The sequence below is a fragment of the Sinomicrobium endophyticum genome, from assembly GCF_052983315.1.
In genome coordinates this window covers 67,538-85,755 of record NZ_JBRKIS010000040.1, presented here as the reverse complement: position 1 = coordinate 85,755, position 18,218 = coordinate 67,538, and the positions used below count along the sequence as shown (strand labels likewise).

The following is an 18,218-nucleotide window of genomic DNA, read 5'->3' as shown; positions in this document are numbered from 1 at the left end:
CCCGGCCTTGTATTTTAACCCGGAATCTTAAACCGTACAAGATGAGTGATCAGAACACACCGAAAAAAGCAAAAATAGATATAGAGCTGGATGAAAGTGTTGCCGAAGGAACCTATTCCAATCTGGCCATAATCAATCATTCCATATCCGAATTTGTAGTAGATTTTATAAACGTTATGCCCGGAACACCCAAGGCTAAAGTAAAAAGCCGCATAATCCTTACGCCGCAGCATGCCAAACGTTTCATGAAAGTACTGGGTGAAAATATCCATCGTTTTGAATCGGCTCACGGAGAGATCAAAGACTACGATCAGCCTCCGATACCATTAAATTTCGGTCCTACGGGAGAAGCTTAAAGATATTGGCCCTGAACTATAAAGTTCGGGGCTTTTTTTAGGTGTATTATTATAGATATACTCCTTATTTACCTTGGCATACGGGATAAATTTTCCGGTTATAGTGAATATATGGACAGAATTTCAGAAATTAGCAGAAATATAAAAGGGTTTGTACCTGCTTGGCTATAGAAGCATAACTTAGAAGAAGTTATCCCCGGGAAAAACGACCCTCCAACTACAAAATACAAAATACGATGAAGAAAATAATAGTATTTGCTTTCGTGATATTCGGAATGTTCGCGGGGTTTGCGCAAAGCAGTGTTAACGGGTATAAGTATGTTATTGTACCTAAAAAATTTGATTTTCTGAAAAAAGAAAACCAGTACCAGGTGAATGCCCTGGCCAAGTTTTTATTTGAAAAATACAATTTTAATGCTGTTTATACGAATAACCTCACCGAAGAAATGGAACAAAACAGTTGTCTTGCACTGAGGGCGGATGTAAGAGATGATTCCAACATGTTTACTACCAAACTTATTGTGGAACTTACTAATTGCAGGGGAGAAGTGGTTTTTGTTTCTGAAGAAGGTAAGAGTAAAGAAAAGGATTATAAAGCAGCCTATCAAGATGCATTGCGGAAGGCTTTCCTTTCCGTGGAAGAACTGAACTATTCTTACGATCCGTCACTATCTGTCGTATCGCAACGGACCGTGACATCAGCACCTGTGGCACGGACCCCTTCGGCATCTTCAACATCGCCTGCAAATGCCGGCAACCTTACCCGGACTCAGAGCAACCAGGTAAAAGAAGCTGCCCGGGATATTCAACAAAGAGTAGAGACCAGGGTAACTGCGGTAAACAATACCAATGTATTATACGCCCAGCCGGTAGAAAACGGCTATCAACTGGTAGATAGTTCCCCGAAAGTGATTTTTGTACTGCAGAGTACAAGTGCGGAAAATGTGTTTATTATAAAAGATAAAAACGGGATGCTTACCCAAAAAGACGGAAAGTGGATCGCCGAATACTATGAAGGAGGCGAGCGTGTGCTGGAAGAACTGAACATAAAGTTCTAAGCTTGTTTACGGAAAGATACCGGAGAATAGATATTATGTTGAGATAAGTATAATATCTATTCTTGTTTTTCTGGTTCCGGGGTTTCCCTTTCATCCGGGTCTTCTATAAAATTGCCGTTCTCGTCGAAGTGCCTAAGGAAAGGATCGTTCTTTTCGTCGTAATCGTCTTTTTCCCAGGCGTATTTCACAGGTTTCGGAAGTTTACCCCGGATACATACTGCCAGGATAAACCCTGTGATAAATCCGGATAAATGTCCTTCCCACGAAATTTCCTCATCAATGGGGAAAATATACCACAATAGACTGCCGTACAGAAATACTACAAGCAGGGATAGTGCTATCAAACGATAATATCGGGTAAAGATTCCTTTAAAAAAGATAAAGCTGCTTAACATATAGATAAGTCCGCTGGCACCTATGTGGTAAGCCTCACGGCCTATAATCCATGTGAGGAATCCGCTGAGCAGTGTACCGTAGATCATGACGTTCAGACTGAGCCTGCCGTAAAAATAGAGCAGGATAGTCCCCAGGATAAGCAGAGGGAAGGTGTTGTTGTACAAATGTTTTATGGAGCCATGTATGAACGGGCTGAGCAGTATGCCCCGCAGTCCCGATGCTTTTCTGGGAAGTATACCGTAATCCGAAAAATCATAGCCAAACCGTACCTCTATCCAATATACCGTCCATAAGGTCAAAATAAAGAGAAACGGATAGAGAATGGTGGTCAGGGAAAAATGAAAAATTTTCTGGTTTTGCATTGGCATTTTAGTTTACGGTATAGCAAATTGGTTACCAAAATGGGTAACATGGTAAATTGTCATCAAAATAAATATAGTAATTTTATAGCATGAATGAACCACTTGCAGAACGAATACGTCCCAAGACCCTGGAAGACTACATAAGCCAGTCGCATTTGATCGGGGAAACGGGATCTTTGACCAAACAGATAAAAAGGGGTATTATTCCGTCACTGATTTTCTGGGGTCCTCCCGGAACCGGGAAAACTACTCTTGCCAATATCATAGCCAATGAGAGCGACAGGCCCTTCTATATCCTGAGCGCCATAAGCAGCGGGGTAAAAGATGTACGCGAAGTTATAGACAAGGCCAAGCAAAGTGGCGGGTTATTCACTACAAAAAACCCTATACTTTTTATTGATGAGATACACCGTTTCAGTAAATCACAACAGGATTCCCTGCTCGGAGCAGTGGAAAAAGGCTGGGTTACCCTTATCGGCGCTACTACCGAAAACCCGAGTTTTGAGGTAATTCCCGCTTTGCTTTCCAGGTGCCAGGTGTATGTACTCAATGCCTTTAATAAATCGGATATGGAGGCCCTTTTGCACCGGGCAATGAAAAAGGATACTGTGTTATCCGGTATGAAAATTGATCTTAAGGAAACAGAGGCTCTTCTGAGGTTATCCGGGGGAGATGGTCGGAAGTTGCTGAATATCTTTGAGCTGGTAATTAATTCCGAAGGAACCGAAGAAGTTACTATTACCAACGATCTGGTATTGGAAAAAGTACAGAAAAATACAGTACTTTATGATAAGACCGGTGAACAACACTATGATATTGTTTCCGCGTTTATCAAGTCGATAAGAGGAAGCGACCCCAACGGAGCTGTGTATTGGCTGGCACGTATGATAGAAGGAGGGGAGGATGTAAAGTTTTTAGCCAGGCGAATGCTTATACTGGCTTCGGAAGATATAGGTGTTGCTAACCCTACTGCACTGGTCATAGCCAATAATACGTTCCAGGCAGTTACTACCATCGGGTATCCGGAATCGCGTATTATACTTAGCCAGTGCGCCATTTATCTGGCCACATCGCCCAAGAGCAATACGGCTTATATGGCCATTAACAGGGCACAGGAATCTGTCAGGAAAACGGGAGACCTATCCGTGCCGTTGCACCTCAGAAATGCTCCTACCAAGCTGATGAAGGAACTCAGGTACGGAGAGGAATATAAATACGCGCATGATTATAACCAGAATTTTGTGAACCAGGAATTTCTGCCGGAGGAATTAAAAGGAACCTCCTTTTACGTTCCGGCAAAGAATGCAAGGGAGAGCAGTATAAAGGAATTCCTGGAGAAGCGGTGGGGGAATAAGTATAAAGATGAATAACGAAAGAAAACAGTATAAAAACAAAACCCATCCTTAATCGGGGTCAAGGATGGGAAAAAATTGCTATGAAAAAGAAAAAAATTAACACTAAGATTTCTTAGTGGGTTTTCAAATATACATTTTTTTTATGATATTTTTAGGAATTGAGTAAAAATTGCTTAAAAAAAATCGCATAGCGGTAGGTTTCGGATTTTCAGGGAAATAAAAAGCCGGAGTTAACAACTCCGGCCGCATTTTATCTCAGAAACCTTGCTTACGAAAACATATCCTTAACTTTTTCAAAGAAAGATTTATCACTTTTTTCCGGTTTGGGTGTAAAGTGCTCGTCCTGTACCATTTGTTCGAAGAATTCTTTTTGTTCCTTATTCAGCGTCTTGGGTGTCCATACATTGACATGAACCAGCAGGTCTCCGCTTCCGTAGCCATTGATACTTGGAATTCCCTTGCCACGTAAGCGCAGTATTTTTCCGGATTGCATACCTGCTTCCAGTTTGATTCTTACCTTTCCGGTAACGGCATCTATTTCTTTGGAGGTACCCAACACTGCTTCGGGTATGCTCACATAAAGATCGTAGTGCAGGTTATCTCCTTCCCTTTTGAGGGTTTCGTGTTCTGTTTCCCCAATCACAACAAGAAGATCTCCCGGAATACCGTTACCCGGGGCTTCATTTCCTTTTCCCGTTACTTTGAGTTGCATGCCATCTGCAACACCCGCGGGTATTTTAATGGAAACAGTTTCCTCGCTTATTTTTAATCCCTGCGCATCTGCGTCGGACGGCCTTTTGTCAATGATCTGTCCGGCTCCGCCACAGGCATTACAGGGGGCTGAAGTTTGCATTCTCCCGAGGATAGTATTGGTTACACGGGTTACTTGTCCAGTACCGTGGCACGTAGGGCAGGTCTTGTAAGAAACTCCCGGAGCCTGTACTTTTCGGCGAACTTTTACTTTTTTCTCTACACCCCTGGCAATTTCTTCCAATGTGAGTTTTACGTGTATCCGGAGGTTACTTCCCTTAACACGTCGTTGACCGCCGAATCCACTACTGAATCCACCGAATCCTCCTCCGCCGCCAAAGGCACTTCCGAATATGTCTCCGAACTGGCTGAATATATCGTCCATATTCATACCGCCACCGCCAAACCCGCCATTACCGTCAAATGCAGCATGTCCGTACTGATCGTACCTGGCTCGTTTGTCAGGATCACTCAATACCTCGTAAGCTTCGGCAGACTTTTTAAACATCTCTTCCGCCTGGGTATCTCCCGGGTTTTTGTCCGGGTGGTATTGTATGGCTTTTTTTCGGTAGCCCTTTTTTATTTCCGCTGTTGAAGCATTTTTGTCTACTCCCAGTATTTCGTAATAATCTTCTTTCATCTGTTCCGTTTTTTACCCGAATTTCTACCGGAGAAATTTAGGGTATGACCGTCAGTTCTGTTACTTTCCTACAACTACTTTAGGGTACCGTATGATCTTATCCCCAAGACGGTATCCTTTTTCTACCACATCGATAATTTTACCTTTCAGCTCTTCGGTAGGTGCCGGGATCTGGGTTATGGCTTCATGCAGTTCGGCATCAAACATATCTCCCTGGGCGGTCTCTATTTCCATGAGGCCTTTGCTTTTCAGGGCTTCGCTGAATTTGTTGCTGATCAGTTCAACGCCTACCAGCAGTTCATTCCTGTTTCCTGTTTCCCCAACATTAACTTCACTGTTCCCTTGTTTCTGGATTTCAGCTAGTGCCCTGTCAAAATCATCCAGGACGGGCAACATGGCAGACACGACATCTTGTCCTGCCGTTTTAAACAGTTCTATTCGCTCTTTTGCGGTCCTTTTTTTATAATTTTCGAATTCGGCAAAGAGACGCAAAAACTTGTCTTTTTCTTTAGCAAGTTCTTCCTTTAGCAGGTCTTCTGTGGAAAGTCCCTGGTTTTCCGTGTTTTCTTCGGTAACCGGAGCGTTTTGCTCCTCTGCCATTATATCTTTATTAACCGTCTCTTCGTTTTTATCCTTTTTTGCCATATTGCGTAACTATTTATACCGGCTTGCATACTGCAAAAGTATTGCCAAACACTTCGGGATCCTATTACTGTTGTTAAGAGCGTAGATATTTACCTCAAAAATGCCATAATGTCATTGCAGGGGTTAGTCCCGGGGTAATAAAATAAGGTGTTTTTAAAATACGATATTCCGGTTTTAAACCTGCTGTTTTTCTTTGCGTATCATATTGCGAAGCCACAGTGCGCAGATAACGGAAATAAATCCCAGGCCGCTCATAAATAACCAGTTGGCATTATATCCCCAGCGATCAATGAGCTCCATTCCCGTTTTGGCACTCCATATGTGGGCGAGGGAGAAACTCATGGTATACAAAGCCATATACCTGCCTTCCCTTCCTTTGCTGGCCCGGCTCATGGCAAAAGCATTGGTATATGGAAAACCGATCATTTCTCCCAGGGTAATAATAGCCATACTCACTACCAGTATTCCGGTCCATCCGGGATATAACAGGATTAAAAAACTGACAGACATAAGTATCGCACTGATATAGATAAGTTTGGGCTTGTCGGTTTTTATTTTTTCTATATAGCTCACCAGGGGCATTTCAAACACAAAGATCATCAGTCCGTTTAACGACATTAACAATCCCGTCTGAAACTCCGAAAGCCCGTATATTTCTTTGTGGTATACAGGCATGGTGGTAAAAAGCTGAAAGAACAGCATCCCGAGAACAAAAGTAATAAACAGGAATACCCAATAAGGTTTGTCTTTCATAACCGGGACCCCCTCTTTGACGGTGGTTTCCGTAACTTCTTCCGGTTTTTTCTTCTTTTCTTTTACCAGGATGCGGAAGAGTGTAATGGCAATAATACAAGAAGCTCCGTCTATCCAGAACAATCCGGAATATCCCATTCGTATGATAATAAGTCCGCCGAGGGCCGGACCTGCAGCAAACCCGAGGTTTATGGCCAGACGAACCAATGTCAGTGCCCTGGTCCTGTTTTCGGGTTTACTATAGGTGCCGAGAGAGACAAACATAGCAGGGCGAAACATATCCGCAATAGTCATGATAACGAACATGGCTATGCAAAGCCCCTGAAACCCCGTTATGAATTGCAGCACAAAAAATGATAACCCACTGGCAAATAAACTGAATACCATTACTTTGTAAAAGCCTATCTTATCGGAGAATTTTCCGCCCAGCCATGAACCAGCCATAGAGCCCAGCCCGAAACAAACCATAACCCAGCCAATTTGACCGTAGGAAAAAAGGAGGTCTTCTTTGAGGTATCTGGACAAGAAGGGAAGTACCATAGTACCTGCCCGGTTGATAAAAGTAATCAGTGTCAGGAACCAGATTTCCCTGGAGAATCCCCCAAAGGAGGAAATGTATTTTTGCAGGAGCGAACGAAACATAAGAGAAGAAAAAATTAAGCTTCAAACTTACACAATATTCAAATAAACAAAAGAAGGGAAAACGGTTATTTTTCCCGGATAGAATAAATAAAATTATAGCTTTGTAACTGAAGTTATACACAATACACAAAAACAGAATGAGAGTTATGAAAACGATGTTGGCTACATTGGTATTTCTTATTGTTTTTACCGGTTGTAAAGGGGATAAGAGATACCATGATACGCAAAATTCCGCAACAACAGATTCTACAAGTACCATATGGGATATCGAACAATTTCAGCGGGAATTGAACGAAGAGTTCCGTGACCCCAAGATATCTCCTTTGAAAGACAGGGACCGGAAACGTTTCCGGGGACTTGATTTTTTCCCGGTCGATACTGCATGGCAGATAAAAGCGAGGCTGGAAACAACCCCTGGTGAATCACCGTTTCTTATGCCTACTACGACAGACAGAGTTACGGAAGAAGTCAGATACGGAATACTGCATTTTGTGATAGACGGACGGAAGTATAAGCTCAATGTATACCAAAACCAGGAACTGATCACCAGAGAAGGGTATGAGGATTACCTGTTTCTGCCTTTTTCGGATGCTACCAATGGAGAGGAAACCTATGGAGGGGGCAGGTATATAGATTTGCGTATACCCCATGGGAAAGAAATTATAATAGATTTTAATAAGGCATATAATCCCTACTGCGCCTATAATAAAAAATATTCCTGTCCCATTGTTCCTGAAGAGAATATGCTTCCGGTAGCAGTACGGGCCGGAGTAAAGGCGTTTGAAGCTATTTGAAAATCACTTTTGTAAAGTCATCGGTCTTCCGGGAGAGTTATTGAATATATCCTATATTGAAATGTGCCGTATCGTTCATCACTTCTTTAGATATGGTGTGGAAAGTAATTTTTTCTTCTGGTAAAGGCGTAAGAAGAAAACTGCTTGAAAAGTACATTGCGTTATATAAAAGTAACTGTCAACATTGAAGGAAGAAAAAGCAGGCCCGGCTTCTTTGTAGAAACCGGGCCTGTTTGCTGGCAACAAGTAAGTAAACTGAAAAAATCCGGGAATTTTAAAACTTATAGATAGCAGCCAGGACAAAGGATCCCAGGTTTCCTTTGTTCGGAACAGCAGTGTCGAAACTGTCCTTGTCAAAGAACATGTCTTCGGAAACGGTATCTAAACGAAGTTCCGGTTTAATGGTGAGATCCCCTACGGTATAACTCCCGGTGAGGGTAAAGTCCCAGGTGTTTATATCCGGTCCGTATACAGGGCCTCCGTCTTCCAGTTCTTTAAAGTATTCGGCTCTCAGACCCAAAGCAAAACTCTCGGATGTTTTTACCTGAGGATACAGGGCTACCCCGTAAAATCCTCCTGCATCTTTGGTTTCGTTATAGGTAGCGTTTAACCCAAGATAGAACATGTCTGTAAGGTCGTATCCTGTGGTAAGGTCTATCTGGAAGGTAGGTTCTTCACTAATGGCCATGGCCGTTCCGTCGTACTGCTTACCGTAAATAGCGTTCAGCCATGTGCCCCCGTTTTCGGTTTCGTAACCGAGTTGTGCTCCGTAAGTATAGACTCCAGCCGGATTATGCTCGGTATAGTCCGTAGGATTCATCACAGCGAGCATTGCAGACCAGTTTTCGGACAGGCTGAAATCGGCTTTTAAACCGGTATGTGAAAACGGGCCGTAAGAGAACATGTATGAGGTGGAATAGTTGAAATTTCCGGTAGGAGATATCACCTCATAGCCAAGAAAGGTATTGAAGTTACCGAAGGTCAGGGTCACCGCATCGCTAACTGTCCAGTATACATATAACTGGTTTACGATGTTGGAGGAACCTGTAGATAGAAAGACAGCATCCTCTCCCCTGGGGCCGAAGACGAGGTCGGCAACAAAACCTACCTTTTCGCCTTCATAAGAAGCAATTACATTGGCCATTCCGAGTGCGAATCCCGGGTTATTTGCAAAGGAGGAGAGAGGGGCCTGTCTTTGTTCGTCCGAAAAATTATATCGGTAATAGCCGTCTACACTACCGCTTATTTGAAATTTGGTCTCTTCTTGTGCAAAGACGGTTAAATTCACGAATGCCATGATGGCAAAAAGCACTTTTTTTACGAACTTTGTCATAGTAATCGATTTCATAATAAAAAGATTAATTGTTTTGATGTTTACTGCATATGTGTGTATCGAAACGCCGGAATATCTTTTTTTGAATGAGGATTATTATGCGGAGCGTTCTGCCAAACGCTCCGCTTCCTTTTTTAAAAAGACCTTCAGGACTTTTGTGGGGTAAGTTTAATGTTGGTTCATTCGGAAATCGGGATAAGCTTCCATACCACCGTGTTCGTGAAGGTCGAGTCCTTCGAGCTCTTCCTCTTTGGAAACACGTAATCCCATGGTCTTTTTAATAGTAAATAGTATAATGAATGCCGATATGATGCAGAATGCACCTATGATAGCTACGCCTGCAAGTTGTACGAGGAACTGATCCATTCCGGCCATAGAACCGAAAACACCTACGGCAAGAGTACCCCATATTCCGCATATAAGGTGAACAGCTATGGCACCTACCGGATCGTCCAGTTTCAGTTTGTCTACCAGAGCAACACCCAGAACTATAATAACTCCGGCTATCAACCCTATGATAACAGCATCTGTCGGTGTCATGAGGTCTGCCCCTGCAGTGATGCCTACCAATCCTCCCAGGATTCCGTTCAGAAACATGGTAAGGTCATAGTTTTTGTACATTATTGTGGAGGTTACAAATGAGGAAACTCCTCCTGCAGCCGCCGCGAGACAGGTGGTAACCAGGGTGAGGGAAGTGGCTCCCGGATCTGCGGAAAGTACAGAACCACCGTTAAACCCGAACCATCCGAGCCACAGGATGAGCACCCCTGCAGTGGCCATGGGGATATTGTGCCCGGGAATAGCGTTTACTTTTCCGTCCTTGCTGAATTTTCCGATACGGGATCCGAGCAGGTAAACGGCTACAACAGCGGCCCATCCCCCTACGGAATGTACTAAGGTAGAACCTGCAAAGTCATAGAATCCCCATTCATCCAGGAATCCGCCTCCCCATTTCCAGGAACCGGCTATGGGATACACTATGCCTACATATATCACGGAAAAGAGCATAAAACTTGTCAGTTTTACTCTTTCCGCTACCGCTCCGGATACTATGGTAGCAGCTGTGGCGGCAAACATCCCCTGGAAGAGGAAGTCTGTCCAGTACGTATATCCTCCTTCTGCATAAGCAGCGGTAAGGCCGTCTTCCGGTAAAGAAAGCCCGAACAGGTCTATAAAATAGTCCGGAAGGACACCTCCTATAAAACTTCCGGGATACATGAGATTAAAACCTACAAAACAGTAGATCAAAAGACCTATACATATTATAAATACGTTTTTGAAGAGAATGTTTATTGTGTTTTTCTGCCGTGTCAGCCCTATTTCCAGAAAGGAAAAACCTAAGTGCATGAAGAATACCAATCCGGTACACACCATCATCCATATATTATTGGCTGTCAATAAAGTTTCTTCCATAACTTTTTCTTTTTTTAATTGTTTACTTTGTCGGTTAGTTTATTTATCCGTTTGTTAGTTAAGAGATGTTTTTCCTTTTTCCCGTGTCCGTATACGGTATGTTTCTTCTACGGGTGACACAAAGATTTTACCATCGCCTACACTGCCTGTTACGGCGGAATCCAAAATGGCTTCTACGGCCTTTTCGGCAAATTCATCGGACACTACTATAGAGAGATACCTTCTTTGTATATCTGCGGTGCTGTAAGTAACACCCCTGTATACGTGTCCCTGTTTTTCATTACCTAGTCCGGTAACATCCCAATAGCTGAGAAAATTGACTCCAATTTGATGAAGAGCTTCCTTGACATCATCAAATTTTGATTTTCGGATAATTGCTTCTATTTTTTTCATAAGAGAATAAATTTTATGAGTGTTAAATTTATATTAATTCACATATACCCCTTACTAAAATGTACTAAATATTTCAATTTTTACGAATAATTTATAAAATACCCCTAAATTTTTAGGGGGTATACCTGAAAAATACATCAAAAATGATGTGTTTGTATTTTTTGGGTGGAGAAAATGATAGTTTTGAAAGCAGATAGAAGAAAACGAAAACGTTTTCGGAGCCGTAAAGTGGGGTCATTATACGAGTTTTTGACGTAGTGCCGAAAAAATAGGTTGTTGATGTGTTAAAACATGTTCTTAATAGAAGAAAACCGGTAGGTGGCAGAATGTTATATTAGTGCTGTTTTGCGGTGTTACCTGTTAATTTTTTAGCACGCAAAACCTTTGTGCCGGGTAGACGGCCAGGGAATAACCGGGGAGGTTTAAAAATTGTGGAGATTGCCGGACAGGATGGGGCATTCGGGCATCAAATACCCGGTTTCCCCCAGGTCTTTGGGAGCGGGGAGAAAATATGTTTTCGGATTACTCGTTTTTTCCGCTTCACAATCTTTCGGTTATTTGTGTGTATGATCCGAAATAAAAAGAGGGAGTGAGTAAAGAAGAATTTATTCAACTATCGGAGGAATATTCAGTTCGGACACGGGAACATATATTTCTGTTACCCATTTTGCAGGGTTAAGGGTGTGGGATGCGTCTACCGGATAAAATTCCAGATAAGGTCCGGTAGAATCCTGCGCTATCTGCCGTTCGGCAAGATAAGCGAAAGCGCTTTCCCATGCTTCTTCGAGGTTTTTGATATCTCCTTCCAGCCTTACCTTCAGCGCCCGGAAAGGAGGGATTTCACCGGTGAGTATTTCACTTTCCGGTTCGGTAATGACTTTTGATGAGGTAAAGACACCATTGGAAAATATGGTGGCGTTGTTTTCTTCATCCCAGGAGTAGTAATGTGTAAAGGGAATACTAATATTAGAGATATTGTGTTTTGCCACGTATTCCCTGATGGTGCCCAAGCGTTCCGAAATCTTCTTCCGACTGTCGGATATTTTACTGGAAGTAGTTGTGTAAAGATAGAAACCTCCGCTTTGTTCGGTGATACCGTCTATAGATATACTGTATTTTTTGACATCTGCCTGTATAATGCTGTCCAGATTTTCAAGACCCCGTTCCAGTTCCGGGCCGAGGTTTTCTTCCATACTACCTTTGTACAGTATGTATGCTTTGGACTTGAAGTCCAGGTTCCCGCTGGCTTCCCAGGTAACACCTGTTACCTGTCCTTCCGGTTTGAATGTCCACGAAACTTCGGCCGGTTCCCGGTTGTCATAAGTCAGCTTTTGTTCCAGGTGTGTATAAGGAGTTACCGAAATGGTTTCCAGTTTTCCTTTCGTTTTAGTATTGGTCCAGGTAAGACCGGCTCCGATTCCCCGGGTGGTTTGTCCGTACTTTACGGGCATACCCGGATTTTTTTCCAGCCACGGCATCCAGTCTTTCCAGGTTTTCAGATCTTCTACATAGTTATATACTACAGGAGAATGGCTCTGTATTACCCGGGTCCGGCTTACGTGAAATGAGGAGGGCTGTATAGCAATATATATGGACACACCTATAACCAATATCAGAAGGAGGAAAAAAAGGTATTTGACGATTTTCATGATTTCTCTATAATTTGCACCGATGCTAATTTACACAATAACGCAAATATTAGCACAAAAGAAATCGTAATCATTTTCTGCCGTAGCAAAAAAGACCTCCTGATAAGATTAAAGTGACCCGGTAAAATTTGTCTCGACCAACTATACCGCTTCCCTGTAATTCTTGATGTTAAAATGAGGAGTATAACCCTGTTTTGTTTTTTCCGGATAAAACCGAAAAGGCTTCTTTGTTTTCTTCTCCGTCTTATTAATGCTGAAAGTTAATAGAAGTACATTAATAATAAGAAGCGAAAACAGCACACTGAAAAATGTAACCATTGCTTTTATTTTTTTTAAACCACGGCGCTAATTTATAATTTTTTTTAGAATAATAATGGTTTTAAAAAACAAAAAAGGGGCCCTTGTCTTGATGATGTGCCATAAAAGGGGGATTTCCTTTGAGTTTTGCGCAATATTTAGGATTTAACCCAGGTTTTTAACAGGAATAGGATTGCAAGGAAGAGGATAAAACCTATTAAAATCCTGATGCTTCCCGTATAGTACCTGGAATGCAGCTTTTTATCCTTTCTATAGCTAAAGAAGATCACCGTAACAAAAGCAATAAAGAAAAAAATGGCGAATATGAGTTGTCCTGTTGTGAACATATATTTATTTTTAAGCAAAAATAACCAATTTATCGACAGCCGTGTTTTTATTTAATTGTGTCCTTTTTCCGTCGCAATGGATGTGCAGGAAATCCGGGGAAATTTTTAAGGGTATGAATATTTATGTATACGGAGACAAGGCAGGTGCTGTAATAAATAAGGAGTGAAACCGTAATTTTAATTAATAATGAAGAGAAAACTGGAAGCAGTAGCTGAATTTCATCGCGCATTTGGTTTGGGGATAGCCGATACCCCTCTTGCCGATATAGGAAAAGCTAAAATAGGTCTGCGATTTAACCTTATGGCAGAGGAAAATGAAGAATACCTCGAAGCTGCAAAGAACGAAGACCTGGTCGAGGTAGCGGATGCTTTGGGAGACATGTTGTATATTTTATGTGGTACGATCCTGGAGCATGGTATGCAGTATAAGATCGAGGAGGTATTTGAAGAGATACAACGGAGTAATATGAGTAAGCTGGGAGAAGATGGCAAACCTATATACCGGGAAGACGGTAAGGTGATGAAAGGCCCGAATTATTTCAGCCCGGATATCGCTAAAGTTCTGGAAGAGTAAAAAGGGTAGCAGGTTGCAGCTGTTCTGAAACAGGTAATAACTGCAACCTGCTAATATAATTTACTCACTAAGTGAGATTTATGCTCCGATGCCTGCCTATCGTCAGGCAGGCTTGTATTGGGAATGGATTTATGTTTTGTTTCTTTCGAATACCTTGTGGGCTTGTCCTGAGGTAGTAGACTATTTTACTTCGTAACGCCATCCAAAGGGGTCTTCGGACCTGTTATATTGAATGTCTATGATAGATTTTTTGATCATAGAAGCATAAGAGTCATCCGTTTTAGGGAGCTCAAACTTTTCGTCTTTATATCCGAATCCTGCAACCGGATTAATAACGGCGGCAGTGCCACTGCCAAAAATCTCTTTCAGGGTTCCTTCTTTGGCAGCTGCAACAATTTCACCCACTTTAACAGGTCTTATCTCTACTTTAATACCGTTGGCTTCGGCAACAGCGATAACACTTTTACGGGTAACCCCGTCCAGTATCCTGTCACTGGTAGGTGCAGTAATAAGAGAATCCCCTATACGGAAGAATACGTTCATGGTACCGGCTTCCTCCAGGTATTCGTGGGTATTGGAATCTGTCCAGATTACCTGTTGATATCCTTCTTTGTTTGCCAGGTTGGTAGGATAGAACTGGGCCCCGTAGTTTGCGGCAGCTTTGGCATATCCTATACCTCCCGAAGCAGAACGGCTGTAGTGGTCGGCGATTTTTACACGTACCTCGCCACCATAATAGGATTGTGCCGGAGAGCATATAATTACAAATTTATACTGTCCGGAAGGAGAAGCCATAACGCTGGGTTCCGTAGCAATAACGAAAGGACGTATGTAAAGCGAATTTCCTTCTCCTTTACGAATCCATTTCTCGTCCAGTTTAAGCAGGGTTTTCAATCCCTCAAAAAAGTAATCTTCCGGAAATTCCGGCATGGCCATACGTACAGAAGATTTGTTGATCCTTTTAAAATTTTCATCCGGACGGAAAAGCCATATTCCGTTATTATCGTCCCGGTATGCTTTCATTCCTTCAAAGACAGCCTGGGCATAGTGAAATACCCTGGCGGAAGGATCTAGTACAAGTGGTTGGTATGGAATTATTTGAGGAGTTCCCCAACTGCCATTGGCATAGTCGCATACAAACATATGGTCGGTAAATACACTCCCGAAAGTCAGATGATCAAAATCTACTTTTTCTATCCTGGAGCTTGCCGTTTTTTCAATTTTAATAGGAGTAACTTCTTCTGTCTTCATGGTCAAATGAATTTTATAGCTAAAGTAATTAAATAAATACTTTTACGGAATTAAAAAATTACATAAAATTCATTTATTTTGTTAGTTGAAAATAGGGTTGATGAATCAATTTTAAAAAAAAATAAGATATGAAATTACTAGTAGTGAAATTTTTAGCAGTATTTCTTTTACTGGCCATTGGCAGTTGTAAGAAAGATGCGCGAAAAGACGCAGAACAGAATGCTGCCTATAGTTCTTATGGAGATTCTGTTACCCTGGCAGATAGGTGGGGAGCTGCAGAAATGGATGATAAATTTGCCAGGCTTGGGAAAACCGATACCATACCAGTTAAATTCACCTCTACAATCCTGGAAGTATGTCCCAAAAAGGGTTGCTGGATGAAAGTAAAACTGGATGATGACCGGGAAGCTATGGTACGTTTTAAGGACTACGGTTTTTTTGTCCCGAAAGACGCTGCAGGAGAAGTGGTTATTGAAGGAAAGGCTTACGTGGAGGAAATGCCGGTTAAAGACCTGAGACACTATGCCGAAGACGCCGGAAAGACCGAAGAAGAAATAGCACAGATCACCGAACCACGGATTACGTACGCCGTTGAAGCCAACGGGGTGCTTATTAAACAGTAAGCGGAGATCCGTATTCTCATCATCTGCATGACATATTTAACCAAGTATCTTCGTATCATTTGAAAAGAAAAATAATAAAAACGGCAGACGGTTCCACAACCATACACCTGGAAGATTGGGACGAACACTACCATTCCGTTCACGGAGCCATACAGGAGGCCAGGCATGTATTTATAAAAAACGGACTGGACAAGGTGGCAAAGGAAAAGGTGTCCGTTCTGGAAATAGGTTTCGGGACAGGGCTCAATGCTTTCATAACTTTCCTGGAATCCGAAGAGAGAAAGTTATATTTGGAATATACCGGGGTAGAGGCCTACCCGGTTTCTTCCGAAGAACTGCAACAACTGAATTATACCGCAGAACTGGGGGCGCAGGAGCGGACTCCGGTTTTTGAAAAGATGCATGAGGTTTCCTGGGAAGTCCCTCACCAAATATCCGAAAGATTTGTGCTGACCAAGAGAAAACAATCTTTTTCGGATATTACGGACAAAGAGAAATTTGACATGGTGTATTTTGATGCTTTCGGGCCCAGGGTACAGCCGGAATTGTGGACGGAGACTATTTTTTCCAAAATGTATGCTGCCATGAAAGAAGGAGGTGTTTTGGTTACCTATTCTGCCAAAGGAAGTGTAAGAAGGGCCATGCAGGCGGTCGGGTTTACGGTGGAACGCCTTCCCGGCCCTCCGGGTAAGAGGGAAATGCTTAGGGCGTTAAAAGATACAGGGGAAATATAGCTATATATCTCTGCCATTTTTCGTAAATTTGAGTAAATCCGTAAAAATACTTCAGTACATCATGGTACCTGCATACAAAAGTAATCCTGTCTTAGAAAAACTTCCCACGCATTTGAAGCAATTTATTAAACCTCAGAACTATGAGGATTACTCTGCCGTTAACCAGGCGGTATGGCGCTATGTAATGCGTAAGAATGTGGATTATCTCAGCAAGGTGGCCCATGCTTCGTACCTGGACGGGTTGCGGCAAACAGGTATATCTATAGACAGTATACCCAATATGTACGGTATGAACCGTATCCTGGAAGAGATAGGATGGGCCGCAGTTGCGGTAGACGGTTTTATACCTCCCGCAGCGTTCATGGAGTTCCAGGCTTATAATGTGCTGGTTATCGCTTCTGATATACGTCAGCTGGAGCATATAGAATATACCCCCGCGCCGGACATCATTCACGAGGGAGCAGGGCACGCCCCGATTATAGCCAACCCGGAATATGCGGAATACCTCAGAAGGTTCGGGGAAATAGGCTGTAAGGCCATATCCAGTAGGAAAGATTATGAAATGTATGAGGCCATTCGTCATTTATCCATTATAAAGGAAGCTCCGGGAACACCGGACCATGAAATCGAAGAGGCGGAAAAAAGGGTGGAGGAACTTCAAAAGAATATGGGAGAACCCAGTGAAATGGCCCTGATCCGTAACCTGCACTGGTGGACCGTAGAATACGGATTGATAGGAACAGTCGAAAGCCCGAAAATTTATGGAGCCGGTCTCCTGTCTTCCATAGGGGAGAGTGCCTGGTGTATGACGGACAATGTGAAGAAGCTTCCGTATAACATTGAAGCGGCCTACCGTGAGTTTGATATTACCAAACCACAACCGCAGCTGTATGTGACACCGGATTTTGCCCATCTTAGCCAGGTACTGGAAGAATTTGCCAATACCATGGCCCTGCGTACCGGCGGACTTAGCGGTATGCGTAAACTGATCGTCTCCGGGGCTTTGGGTACTGCTGAACTCAGTACAGGATTACAAATTTCCGGGGTTTTTACGGATGTTATAGAACACGATGGCAAGCCCGTTTATCTGCAGACCACAGGGAAAACCGCCCTGTCGTATCGGGAAAAAGAACTCGTAGGGCACGGTACGGTATATCATGCCGAAGGTTTTGGCAGTCCTGTAGGAAAACTGAAGGGGATTAACCTGGCCATAGAAGATATGAGCCCCCGCGATCTGAAAGCATACAATATATACGAAGGCGAAAAGGTTACCCTGGAATTTGAAGGAGGAATAGAAGTTACGGGAGATATCATAACCGGAACGAGAAACCTCCAGGGGAAAATTATTCTGATCAGTTTTAAAAACTGTACGGTGACCCACGGAGAAAAGACACTCTTTAAACCGGAGTGGGGAATTTATGATATGGCCGTAGGTAAAAAAGTAGTTTCCGCATTTTCCGGTCCGGCAGATACAAAGAGTTTTGATCTTATTACACATGTACCTTCGGAAAAGACCATTAAAATAAAAAAATCTGAGGAGCAGCTTGTTCTTGAAGCATTATACCGGGACGTGAGGGATATACGCGAAGGACGGGAAGTATCTACTGCTATGCACGGTATTTTTGAAAGCCTGAAAGCAAATACCTCTAAAGACTGGTTACTTTCCGTAGAGCTATACGAACTTGCCGTGGACCGGGGAGATGACACCTTTGCCCGGGAAATACTGGTTTACCTGGACAAGATGAAAGCAGATTTCCCGAAGATAGCCCACCTGATCGAAGGCGGGATCAGCCTGGTGGACAATAACCTGGTGGGATAGGTAGTCCTGGCATGAATTTTATATCTGCTTTACG

At 42.8% G+C, this 18,218-nt stretch carries 18 protein-coding genes; 8 read left to right on the top strand and 10 right to left on the bottom strand.

Going from position 1 to position 18,218, the window contains the following annotated elements; genetic code table 11:
- Positions 1-41 precede the first annotated feature (41 nt).
- Both ACVBDU_RS15245 and ACVBDU_RS15240 read left to right on the top strand, forming a co-directional pair.
- Entirely contained in the window at positions 42-356 is a 315-nt protein-coding gene (locus tag ACVBDU_RS15245) for a DUF3467 domain-containing protein (RefSeq protein ID WP_447180598.1), read from the top strand.
- 236 nt (positions 357-592) lie between these two features.
- Positions 593-1,414 (top strand): hypothetical protein, encoded by an 822-nt coding sequence (locus ACVBDU_RS15240; RefSeq protein WP_447180597.1) that lies wholly within the window; start codon positions 593-595, stop codon positions 1,412-1,414.
- Positions 1,415-1,470: 56 nt separating this feature from the next.
- Here ACVBDU_RS15240 and ACVBDU_RS15235 read toward each other — a convergent pair whose 3' ends face one another.
- Positions 1,471-2,172, bottom strand: coding sequence for a rhomboid family intramembrane serine protease (locus ACVBDU_RS15235; RefSeq protein WP_447180596.1), 702 nt, complete (start codon positions 2,170-2,172; stop codon positions 1,471-1,473).
- 89 nt (positions 2,173-2,261) lie between these two features.
- Between ACVBDU_RS15235 and ACVBDU_RS15230 the strand changes: the two genes are divergently transcribed.
- Positions 2,262-3,542, top strand: a complete 1,281-nt coding sequence (locus ACVBDU_RS15230; RefSeq protein WP_447180595.1) for a replication-associated recombination protein A — start codon at positions 2,262-2,264, stop codon at positions 3,540-3,542.
- Positions 3,543-3,795: 253 nt separating this feature from the next.
- Here the strand turns inward: ACVBDU_RS15230 and dnaJ are convergent, their stop codons facing one another.
- From dnaJ to ACVBDU_RS15215, 3 genes are all read right to left on the bottom strand, one after another.
- On the bottom strand, positions 3,796-4,917 hold the full coding sequence (gene dnaJ / locus ACVBDU_RS15225) for a molecular chaperone DnaJ (protein ID WP_447180594.1): 1,122 nt from the start codon (positions 4,915-4,917) through the stop codon (positions 3,796-3,798).
- Positions 4,918-4,977: 60 nt separating this feature from the next.
- Positions 4,978-5,562 (bottom strand): nucleotide exchange factor GrpE, encoded by a 585-nt coding sequence (locus ACVBDU_RS15220; RefSeq protein ID WP_447180593.1) that lies wholly within the window; start codon positions 5,560-5,562, stop codon positions 4,978-4,980.
- Positions 5,563-5,736: 174 nt separating this feature from the next.
- Complete coding sequence (locus ACVBDU_RS15215) at positions 5,737-6,957, bottom strand: MDR family MFS transporter (protein WP_447180592.1); 1,221 nt, start codon at positions 6,955-6,957, stop codon at positions 5,737-5,739.
- Between the two features lie 146 nt (positions 6,958-7,103).
- Between ACVBDU_RS15215 and ACVBDU_RS15210 the strand changes: the two genes are divergently transcribed.
- Positions 7,104-7,751, top strand: coding sequence for a DUF1684 domain-containing protein (locus ACVBDU_RS15210; protein ID WP_447180591.1), 648 nt, complete (start codon positions 7,104-7,106; stop codon positions 7,749-7,751).
- Positions 7,752-8,025: 274 nt separating this feature from the next.
- Here ACVBDU_RS15210 and ACVBDU_RS15205 read toward each other — a convergent pair whose 3' ends face one another.
- From ACVBDU_RS15205 to ACVBDU_RS15185, 5 genes are all read right to left on the bottom strand, one after another.
- Positions 8,026-9,099, bottom strand: a complete 1,074-nt coding sequence (locus ACVBDU_RS15205; protein WP_447180590.1) for a porin — start codon at positions 9,097-9,099, stop codon at positions 8,026-8,028.
- A 153-nt stretch (positions 9,100-9,252) separates the two neighbouring features.
- Positions 9,253-10,497 (bottom strand): ammonium transporter, encoded by a 1,245-nt coding sequence (locus ACVBDU_RS15200; RefSeq protein ID WP_447180589.1) that lies wholly within the window; start codon positions 10,495-10,497, stop codon positions 9,253-9,255.
- Positions 10,498-10,551: 54 nt separating this feature from the next.
- Positions 10,552-10,890 (bottom strand): P-II family nitrogen regulator, encoded by a 339-nt coding sequence (locus ACVBDU_RS15195; protein ID WP_447180588.1) that lies wholly within the window; start codon positions 10,888-10,890, stop codon positions 10,552-10,554.
- A 605-nt stretch (positions 10,891-11,495) separates the two neighbouring features.
- Entirely contained in the window at positions 11,496-12,539 is a 1,044-nt protein-coding gene (locus ACVBDU_RS15190; RefSeq protein WP_447180587.1) for an SRPBCC family protein, read from the bottom strand.
- A gap of 455 nt (positions 12,540-12,994) precedes the next feature.
- The gene (locus ACVBDU_RS15185) at positions 12,995-13,183 is read right to left on the bottom strand and encodes a hypothetical protein (RefSeq protein ID WP_447180586.1); all 189 of its coding nucleotides are present in this window, start codon (positions 13,181-13,183) and stop codon (positions 12,995-12,997) included.
- A gap of 187 nt (positions 13,184-13,370) precedes the next feature.
- Here ACVBDU_RS15185 and ACVBDU_RS15180 point away from each other — a divergent pair, with 187 nt between their 5' ends.
- The gene (locus tag ACVBDU_RS15180; protein WP_447180585.1) at positions 13,371-13,757 is read left to right on the top strand and encodes a pyrophosphohydrolase domain-containing protein; all 387 of its coding nucleotides are present in this window, start codon (positions 13,371-13,373) and stop codon (positions 13,755-13,757) included.
- 180 nt (positions 13,758-13,937) lie between these two features.
- Here the strand turns inward: ACVBDU_RS15180 and ACVBDU_RS15175 are convergent, their stop codons facing one another.
- Entirely contained in the window at positions 13,938-15,008 is a 1,071-nt protein-coding gene (locus tag ACVBDU_RS15175) for a branched-chain amino acid aminotransferase (protein ID WP_447180584.1), read from the bottom strand.
- A gap of 128 nt (positions 15,009-15,136) precedes the next feature.
- On the opposite strand from ACVBDU_RS15175, the gene ACVBDU_RS15170 reads away from it, so the two are divergent.
- The 3 genes from ACVBDU_RS15170 (at position 15,137) to ACVBDU_RS15160 (ending at position 18,184) form a co-directional block, all read left to right on the top strand.
- Positions 15,137-15,631 (top strand): DUF4920 domain-containing protein, encoded by a 495-nt coding sequence (locus ACVBDU_RS15170; protein WP_447180583.1) that lies wholly within the window; start codon positions 15,137-15,139, stop codon positions 15,629-15,631.
- Between the two features lie 59 nt (positions 15,632-15,690).
- Positions 15,691-16,365 (top strand): tRNA (5-methylaminomethyl-2-thiouridine)(34)-methyltransferase MnmC2, encoded by a 675-nt coding sequence (mnmC2, locus tag ACVBDU_RS15165; RefSeq protein ID WP_447180582.1) that lies wholly within the window; start codon positions 15,691-15,693, stop codon positions 16,363-16,365.
- 61 nt (positions 16,366-16,426) lie between these two features.
- Positions 16,427-18,184 carry an aromatic amino acid hydroxylase gene (locus ACVBDU_RS15160; protein ID WP_447180581.1) on the top strand — a complete coding sequence of 586 codons (1,758 nt, stop codon included), beginning with the start codon at positions 16,427-16,429 and terminating at the stop codon, positions 18,182-18,184.
- Positions 18,185-18,218: the final 34 nt, after the last annotated feature.

Bases quoted from the DNA above. Each gene is read 5' to 3' on its own strand.
- ACVBDU_RS15245 (WP_447180598.1), top strand. From the start codon at position 42: ATGAGTGATCAGAACACACCGAAAAAAGCAAAAATAGATATAGAGCTG.
- ACVBDU_RS15240 (WP_447180597.1), top strand. From the start codon at position 593: ATGAAGAAAATAATAGTATTTGCTTTCGTGATATTCGGAATGTTCGCG.
- ACVBDU_RS15235 (WP_447180596.1), bottom strand. From the start codon at position 2,172: ATGCAAAACCAGAAAATTTTTCATTTTTCCCTGACCACCATTCTCTAT.
- ACVBDU_RS15230 (WP_447180595.1), top strand. From the start codon at position 2,262: ATGAATGAACCACTTGCAGAACGAATACGTCCCAAGACCCTGGAAGAC.
- dnaJ (WP_447180594.1), bottom strand. From the start codon at position 4,917: ATGAAAGAAGATTATTACGAAATACTGGGAGTAGACAAAAATGCTTCA.
- ACVBDU_RS15220 (WP_447180593.1), bottom strand. From the start codon at position 5,562: ATGGCAAAAAAGGATAAAAACGAAGAGACGGTTAATAAAGATATAATG.
- ACVBDU_RS15215 (WP_447180592.1), bottom strand. From the start codon at position 6,957: ATGTTTCGTTCGCTCCTGCAAAAATACATTTCCTCCTTTGGGGGATTC.
- ACVBDU_RS15210 (WP_447180591.1), top strand. From the start codon at position 7,104: ATGAAAACGATGTTGGCTACATTGGTATTTCTTATTGTTTTTACCGGT.
- ACVBDU_RS15205 (WP_447180590.1), bottom strand. From the start codon at position 9,099: ATGAAATCGATTACTATGACAAAGTTCGTAAAAAAAGTGCTTTTTGCC.
- ACVBDU_RS15200 (WP_447180589.1), bottom strand. From the start codon at position 10,497: ATGGAAGAAACTTTATTGACAGCCAATAATATATGGATGATGGTGTGT.
- ACVBDU_RS15195 (WP_447180588.1), bottom strand. From the start codon at position 10,890: ATGAAAAAAATAGAAGCAATTATCCGAAAATCAAAATTTGATGATGTC.
- ACVBDU_RS15190 (WP_447180587.1), bottom strand. From the start codon at position 12,539: ATGAAAATCGTCAAATACCTTTTTTTCCTCCTTCTGATATTGGTTATA.
- ACVBDU_RS15185 (WP_447180586.1), bottom strand. From the start codon at position 13,183: ATGTTCACAACAGGACAACTCATATTCGCCATTTTTTTCTTTATTGCT.
- ACVBDU_RS15180 (WP_447180585.1), top strand. From the start codon at position 13,371: ATGAAGAGAAAACTGGAAGCAGTAGCTGAATTTCATCGCGCATTTGGT.
- ACVBDU_RS15175 (WP_447180584.1), bottom strand. From the start codon at position 15,008: ATGAAGACAGAAGAAGTTACTCCTATTAAAATTGAAAAAACGGCAAGC.
- ACVBDU_RS15170 (WP_447180583.1), top strand. From the start codon at position 15,137: ATGAAATTACTAGTAGTGAAATTTTTAGCAGTATTTCTTTTACTGGCC.
- ACVBDU_RS15160 (WP_447180581.1), top strand. From the start codon at position 16,427: ATGGTACCTGCATACAAAAGTAATCCTGTCTTAGAAAAACTTCCCACG.